Genomic DNA, 6516 nt, shown 5'->3' on the forward strand with positions numbered 1-6516 from the left:
CGTTCATATCGATGTTGTATCTGGATGCGAGCGCAATCGGGTTGCTAATGTTGCTTGCAGAGTGAATATATTGGCATTTGCTGCCAACGGAAGACAAATTTGTATGTTTCAAAAGCTCGATGAGATCGACAGGCGCATCCTGAAGGCTCTTCAACGTGACGGCAGGATGCAAAACATCGATCTGGCTAAGGAGGTCGGCTTGTCGCCTTCCCCTTGCCTTCGGCGGGTGAAGGTCTTGGAGGAGGCGGGGTCATCAAGCGATACGTCGCGGTTGTCGACCAGGCAAAGGTCGGCCTTCCCCTGTCGATGTTCTCGCGGGTCTGGCTGACGGCGCAGGATGCCGAGACGATTGACCTCTTCATCGCTGCGATGCGACGCCTACCGGAGGTGGTTGAATGCTACATCATGCTGGGGGAGAGTGACGCGCTGCTGCGCGTTGTCGTCGCCGATCTCGATGACTACCGGCGCTTTCAGTCCACGCACCTGACGCGCAAGAACGGTATTCAGTCGGTGAAGACAGACGTGCCGAGCGAGGTCATCAAGCAGACTTTTGCACTTCCGGTTTGAACGCGGAGCAAGCCCATGTCCGGTGTTGGCGCACTCCTGCCAAAACCGTGCTCGCACGAACGGGCCGAAGTGAGGTCACCTCGGCCCTATCAAGGTCAAACCCGACGAGGCGAAGCGATGTTGATCACGCCGCCATTGTCTCTACTTGGGGCTGCTGAGCGTGCATCCAATCGGCAGCCTGCTGCGCCTTGCTCGCAGCGGTGAAGATGGCCTTGGGATCGTCCTTCAGGACCTTGAGCCATGTGGCAACATAGGCGGCGTGGTCGGGGCGCGGATGATGGGCGATCCCCAAGTCAGCCAGGACAAGCCCGCTGAGAATTTCCACGCAGCATTCTTCGGCGGCGTAGGCGGCCGAACCGAAGCGCCCGGAAAGATCACGGTCGAGTCTGTGTTTTGCACCACTGGCATGGCCGGTCTCATGCAGCCAGACGCCGTAGAATGACGCGGCATCGCGAAACGAGGTGAAGGGCGGCATGAACACCGTGTCGGCCGAGGGCCGGTAATAGGCTTCCGACCCGCCGAATTCGGTCTCAACGCCCAAGTTTGCGATGAATGCTTCAGCGTGGGCGAGGCGTTCGGCCTCGGGCAGTACAGGAGTCGCTGGGCGCTCGTAGCCGTCGACCTGAGCGACGTTGAAGACGGAGAACGCACGGGCGAACATCCTCCGATGCCCGTCATCATCGTCTTGGTTCTCGGCCTGCCTGGAAGACCGGATCTCGCTCCACAGGACGACCGTGGTGGAGCGTTCGCCTTCACGCACCTGCGCGCTAGCATCCTGCCATTGCTTGTAGGTGCCCCAGAGACCATCGCCATATCCGGCGGCGAAACCTGCGGCCCAGAGCGCCAGCGTGTTTATGCCGCGATAGCGCTTGCCGGATGAGATGTTGGTCGGACGCGCGATGCTGGTGCCGTTGTGGAACCAGGGCGCACGCCATTCGCCGGCACCTTGCTCGATCGCGGCGATGATCTCGGCCGTGACGCGAGAATAGACGTCAGCGCGCTGGACGGATGCTGATGTGCTGGGCATTGGGAATCTCCGCGGCCGGCGGCGCGAGCCTCTCTCGCCCCCTCAACCGACCGCCCGACTCCGGCCTTCCTCTTCCTCTCCTGCCGCCCGTTCGGGCGGCTGTTCTTCATGTTTTGTCTTGTCATGATTGTTGCTCCTTCTCCGCCCGGGGCCTGTCCCGGCGTCGGAGCAGCGGATTGCGATGTCTCAGGCGCGGCCGTGCACTCGCAGAGCCGAAGCGCAAGCGGAGGACGGCGTCAGCCGTTGCGCGGATGCGTCGGGCATCGCGCGCTCCGAGCTCGCCGGGCGGGCCCCCGGCGCAGGAGCCCACCCGGCTCCGTTCAGGAGCCAGGTGCGGATCGGGCTTCGTCTATGCCGGCCAGGACCGCGTTCGCCCGCTCAAGATCCTGCTGAAGGATGCTTCGCTGAAGCGTGGACAGCCGCTTCTCCTTCAGCAGGTCTGCGGCTTCCTGTGCGGACCGGACCCATGCTGGCCGGTGCCTTGAGGTAATACAGGCATTTGGACAGTGGGTTGGCTGGCAGAGTGCGGTCAGCGGCCCTTTGAAACCGGTGGCCTGCTTCAGACAGACGGCCGTGCCGGGATCGAAGAAGCAATCCGCCAGCACGCCGACATGAAGGGTCCGCGCGAGGCTCGCGAACATGGTGCGCAGTCGGGCGCGATCAGCGATCATGGCCGGAAGCGGCCCGAGATCATCCGAAACGCTGTCGAGCGTCTTTGCGATCCGTGCCGCCGCAGGCCCCGACAGCCTTGCTCCGGCCTGCCGCTCGTCGAAATAGATCAACAGGTCATCGAGCTGGCCAAGGCTACGCTGGTTCTCGACTTCGGCCCGAAAGCCGGATCGGCTCGAGCCGGCATAACCTTCGAACGCCGCGACGGAAGCATGCTTGTACTGGATCATACCGGCAATGGTGCCGAAAGGACGATTGGCGATGTGCCATGCGATCGTGCGCCTAAACTGGCGCGTCGTGATCCGCCAAGGCTGATCACCAGGCCCATTCGGGACCGCCGGCGTGTCCGGGGTGGCGAAAAGATCGTTGAGGTGGTCGCGGAAGCGGTTGAGTTGGCGGACGATCTCGGCGGACAGGTGGTCCTTGCAAACAGGCCTTGCGATCAGAACGGGCCAGAGCGTCGTGAGGCCGCGGGCGGAGGCGGCCGGAAAAGACAGGCGTTCAAGAACCTCGACAGCTCTGGCGACAGGTTCGATGGTAACCCACTCGGCAGGCTCGCCCCGGCAGACTTGCCCTTATAGGCGACGGATCGAACGCAGTGGCGCATGATCATGCCATCTTTGCTTCGCGCCACGGAAAGACAGCCGCGCCGCATCGCCTGGACTTCGCAATCTCGCATGCCGGTCAGATAGGCACAAAGGATATACGCTGCTGATTGCAGCATGCGCTCTTCCGTCGCCAAGGTCCTGGCGTCGAAACGAGACCGCCAGGGCTTGCCGGTCTCTGGAAGAATGGAGACGGGCGTATTCATGCCGCCAGTCTCGACACCGAGCTCGAGCACCGCAGCTCTGATCTGGCGTGGAGCGCGTTCGTGAGTTGAATGTGCATCTTCGGCTCGGCCAGCGTGTCGATACCGATGTGCAGGTGAAGCAGGTGGGCGTTGACGGGTGGCGACAGCTCTCCTGTCTCGGGATGCCGGAGAAATATACCGTTATGGGCAGTGCCCCAGACCGGCACTCCGCGACCTTCACTGCGCAACCGACCGAAGTAGTCCTCAAGCCGCTTACGCTGCTGGCGCCGCCGGTCTTTACGTTCGAGAACGCTGTCCTGCTCGATGAGTGAGGCGCAGTGGGCTTCGAGGTTGTCCAACTCCTCGCGGGCTGCGAAGATATCGGCGGCGAACTTGGTGACATACCGGATCGACCAGGCGAGCAACGGTGAGATGATTGTCTCGGGAATGCGCGGCGTCCGGTTCTCCCGGACTTGACGATAGCCCGCGACACGCGCTGGTGATCTTCCGGTCCAAGGTTGAAACCTCAGTCCTCCGGAGGGCAGATGGTCGCGATAGAAGAAGAGATCGGCAGGTACTTCCAATAATTGCGCGACAATGACGGGCCGGCGGGCACGATCGGCACTGAGATGGCGGGCATAGCGGTCCAGAAGTGGCTGATCGACCCGGTGAAGATCGACAACACCGAGTTCATCACGCACGAAATCGAAGAAGCGCCGCGCTCGGTTGAACGCCTGCCGGACACTGCCGGGAGGAAGGATCCTGCGATGGCCAGGCAGATCGACGTTCAGCCGGGCATAGAGGAGTTCGCGCAACGCCTCGCGGACGCCCGTATCCTCAACCGAACCGAAATGCACGGTGACGTGACAGCGACGGGCGCTCTCGCGAAACACGGCCGGGCCGAGATCCCAGCTCGGATCACAGTAGCGCGACAGAGCGTCTCGATCAAAACCAGGCTTCAGCGGAGCGGTCGCGAGAACCGGGCGCTCGTAATGCCGGGAGGAAGCGGCTGGCGATAGTCCCGTCATTGGCGGGCCTCTGGCGGGAGATAGAGGGGATACACTTCCGCCTCGCGACGGGCTGCGGCAACCACACTATCAGGGAATCCTGGCAGAACCTGCCCGGCAATGCGAGCATGGGCACGTCCAAACTTCATGGCCCAGTCCGCCGCGGAGACCCGCCCGCTGCTCCTCGATAAACCGTAGGAACGCAATGATCGCCGGCAGCTTGCGCGCGGTGATGACAGCGTTACGGCATTCGAGACAGCCCCAGAACGGTTGTGGGCAAGGCTCGCCTGGGGTTCCGAACGGGCTGCGGTCAAACCTGGAGCATGCCGCCAGCCAAACGTCCTGCTCGCCACTGAGGATGCCGTCTATGTTCTCGCTCGCTTCGGGCCTCGCATCGGATTGCCGCCAGGAAGCTTCCTCCGTAGGCGCCAGAACGACCGGACCTGAAGCGGCCGCGACCTCTGAGAATGCCTCGGTAATGGTGGCTTCGTGTAGCTGTCGCAGCGAGGGGATATCCGCGTAGTGGCGAGCGGCGATCTCCGGCGTGTGGCCGATGGCGAAGCGGGTCATATGACCCTCAGTCTTCAGATACCAGAGCGCCTTGTGGGTCTTGCGCAACCTGGAAAGAAGGAGACGAAGAGGTTCACCTTTGTCATCGACGATCCCATGGCCTGCGGACCATCGGTCGACGAGCTCCTGTGGATGCTCGATACCCGCCCGGAGCTGCGTTGGCCCGGTATAGTAGTAAAGCCAAAGGCAATTGCTCGGGACAAACTGCCTGGTGAAGGCCGTGGCCTCGATCAACTTGCGGATCAAACCGCCCGGTGTTCCAGCCCCTCCATCGCGGACGCGAATGTGTTTGTGCTCGGCGCCGCGGGCCCGGCGCTTGACATAGGCAATCTCGACGGTGCCAGGTCCAGGGTTCTGGAGGCAATCGACCGTCAATGCCTTGCAGCACTCGATCTCGAGGCCAGTCTCCAATGACAGGAAGGTCAGTAGAGGCGGAATATCCATTGCGCGCAGATGGAAACGGGCGTGCAGATCCTCGGAAAGTGCCGATACCGGAAGACTACGACGCAGCCTCATGAAATAGAGCTTTTTGAAGGAGGGGTCTGCGCTGCTGAGCCTGCCGGACGCGACGATCCGGGCATTGGCCTCGTCGGTCAGTCTGCGAAGCTTGGGATAGTTGTCGTCTTCATCAAGCAGGTTGCCGATCCGCCGGAATATCTTGGCGATGTCGCCACGGGCAGCATCGCGAAGCTGCCGTGCAACGAGTGGGCTATAGGCATCACGTGGTCTGGATCGTCCGGCCGAGTGTGCGCTGGTGTAGCTCAGCCGACGACGAACACCTTCATCCAGAAGACCTGGCTGGTCGGCGTCGATCGAGCGCAAGGCAAGTATAGCTTTGGCAAGAACAACATGTCGGTGGATCGGAGACATCCCGCCAGCCTCGAGGAAATCTTCATACCCATTAATATCATGAATACGCAGACCGGCTGGCGTGGTTGCCGTGGAGTGCTCGCGCAGGTATTCGAAAAACCGAAGGTACGCCGAGAGATGCTGCTTAATCGTGCTGCGCGCGCCGAGCGGACCGCCGAGCTCGGACTGCCGGCGTAGAGCTCCTGCAAACGCGAGGGCGATGGGTCTCGGATGCTCGCCGAAGATCAACTTCGACGGTCCCGCCATAGCGCGCCTCGATGTTGAAGCGCAGACCCAGCACCGGATTGCTGGCGTGTGGAGGAACAACGCCATCGGCTGGCTCAAAGCGAACCGCAGTTCCCTTGCGTGGGCGCCCCCTCATAGCATGGCCTCCGAGGGGAGCAGTCCCAGGAGTTCTTCAACAGCCGCATCGACGGTATCGGCGCGCGTCGCGATGTGGTCCAAGTAAATATATGTTGTCGTCAGGCTGGCATGGCCCAGAAGCCGTTGCACCTGCTGGAGAGGATCGCCAAGAACTTGCCGATATCCCTCCATCGCCCCGGCAGGCAAGGCAGCATCGCGGAGGCGGTGCTGAATGAGCATCGCCAGCATTGTGAACGGCGAAGGTGTGACGGAGCTGGTGCGGGCTGATGCTGATATCGAAACCGAAGGATCTGCACCGGCTGGAGGCACGCGCGAAAGCGACTTCCCATGAGTTCGGCTGCACCGGCAAGCCGATCTCCGAAAGCCATAATATCGCCGGTTCGCTCGGTGTGCCCTCGCTGTCGCAAATAATGATCCGACCGCGTTCCTCCGGGTTGAGCAGGTCGAGTACGATATCGCCGCCATCAAGCAACCGCAGCCGGGCAGCATCCCGATCCCGATGAACGAAGATCGGTCGGTCGACCGACCGCCATGCAGAGCGTTGCTGGAACTTCGTAACGGCACGAGCACGTTCGACATCGACATAGGCGCGCACCCTGCTCGAGCAGTCGAGCGGGAACAAGAATCTGGCGGCCGCGATCACCCTTGGTTTG

The 6516-nt window shown here is 62.0% G+C and carries 5 protein-coding genes and 2 pseudogenes; 1 reads left to right on the forward strand and 6 read right to left on the reverse strand.

Annotated elements, in window-relative coordinates; all coding sequences use genetic code 11:
* Window positions 1-103: 103 nt before the first annotated feature.
* A pseudogene (locus tag GA0004734_RS24830) lies at window positions 104-567 on the forward strand (Lrp/AsnC family transcriptional regulator).
* Window positions 568-691: 124 nt separating this feature from the next.
* Here the strand turns inward: GA0004734_RS24830 and GA0004734_RS24835 are convergent.
* The 6 genes and pseudogenes from GA0004734_RS24835 to GA0004734_RS26640 form a co-directional block, all read right to left on the reverse strand.
* The gene (locus tag GA0004734_RS24835) at window positions 692-1594 is read right to left on the reverse strand and encodes an ArdC family protein (protein WP_092938354.1); all 903 of its coding nucleotides are present in this window, start codon (window positions 1592-1594) and stop codon (window positions 692-694) included.
* 320 nt (window positions 1595-1914) lie between these two features.
* Window positions 1915-2493 carry a hypothetical protein gene (locus tag GA0004734_RS26825; protein ID WP_348626126.1) on the reverse strand — a complete coding sequence of 193 codons (579 nt, stop codon included), beginning with the start codon at window positions 2491-2493 and terminating at the stop codon, window positions 1915-1917.
* 212 nt (window positions 2494-2705) lie between these two features.
* Window positions 2706-3074, reverse strand: coding sequence for a hypothetical protein (locus tag GA0004734_RS26830; RefSeq protein WP_348626127.1), 369 nt, complete (start codon window positions 3072-3074; stop codon window positions 2706-2708).
* On the reverse strand, window positions 3071-4081 hold the full coding sequence (locus GA0004734_RS26835) for a hypothetical protein (RefSeq protein ID WP_348626128.1): 1011 nt from the start codon (window positions 4079-4081) through the stop codon (window positions 3071-3073). Before GA0004734_RS26835 ends, GA0004734_RS26830 begins: the two co-directional genes overlap by 4 nt.
* 69 nt (window positions 4082-4150) lie before the next feature.
* Window positions 4151-5746, reverse strand: coding sequence for a hypothetical protein (locus GA0004734_RS24845; protein WP_245292641.1), 1596 nt, complete (start codon window positions 5744-5746; stop codon window positions 4151-4153).
* A 111-nt stretch (window positions 5747-5857) separates the two neighbouring features.
* Window positions 5858-6516: pseudogene (locus GA0004734_RS26640) on the reverse strand (integrase); the annotation flags it as partial.

The sequence above is a fragment of the Rhizobium sp. 9140 genome (assembly GCF_900067135.1).
GTDB lineage: Bacteria > Pseudomonadota > Alphaproteobacteria > Rhizobiales > Rhizobiaceae > Ferranicluibacter.

Excerpts from the sequence above, each read along its gene's own strand:
- GA0004734_RS26830 (WP_348626127.1), bottom strand. The coding sequence starts at position 3,074 with ATGAATACGCCCGTCTCCATTCTTCCAGAGACCGGCAAGCCCTGGCGG.
- GA0004734_RS26825 (WP_348626126.1), bottom strand. The coding sequence starts at position 2,493 with ATGATCCAGTACAAGCATGCTTCCGTCGCGGCGTTCGAAGGTTATGCC.
- GA0004734_RS26835 (WP_348626128.1), bottom strand. The coding sequence starts at position 4,081 with ATGACGGGACTATCGCCAGCCGCTTCCTCCCGGCATTACGAGCGCCCG.
- GA0004734_RS24845 (WP_245292641.1), bottom strand. The coding sequence starts at position 5,746 with ATGGCGGGACCGTCGAAGTTGATCTTCGGCGAGCATCCGAGACCCATC.
- GA0004734_RS24835 (WP_092938354.1), bottom strand. The coding sequence starts at position 1,594 with ATGCCCAGCACATCAGCATCCGTCCAGCGCGCTGACGTCTATTCTCGC.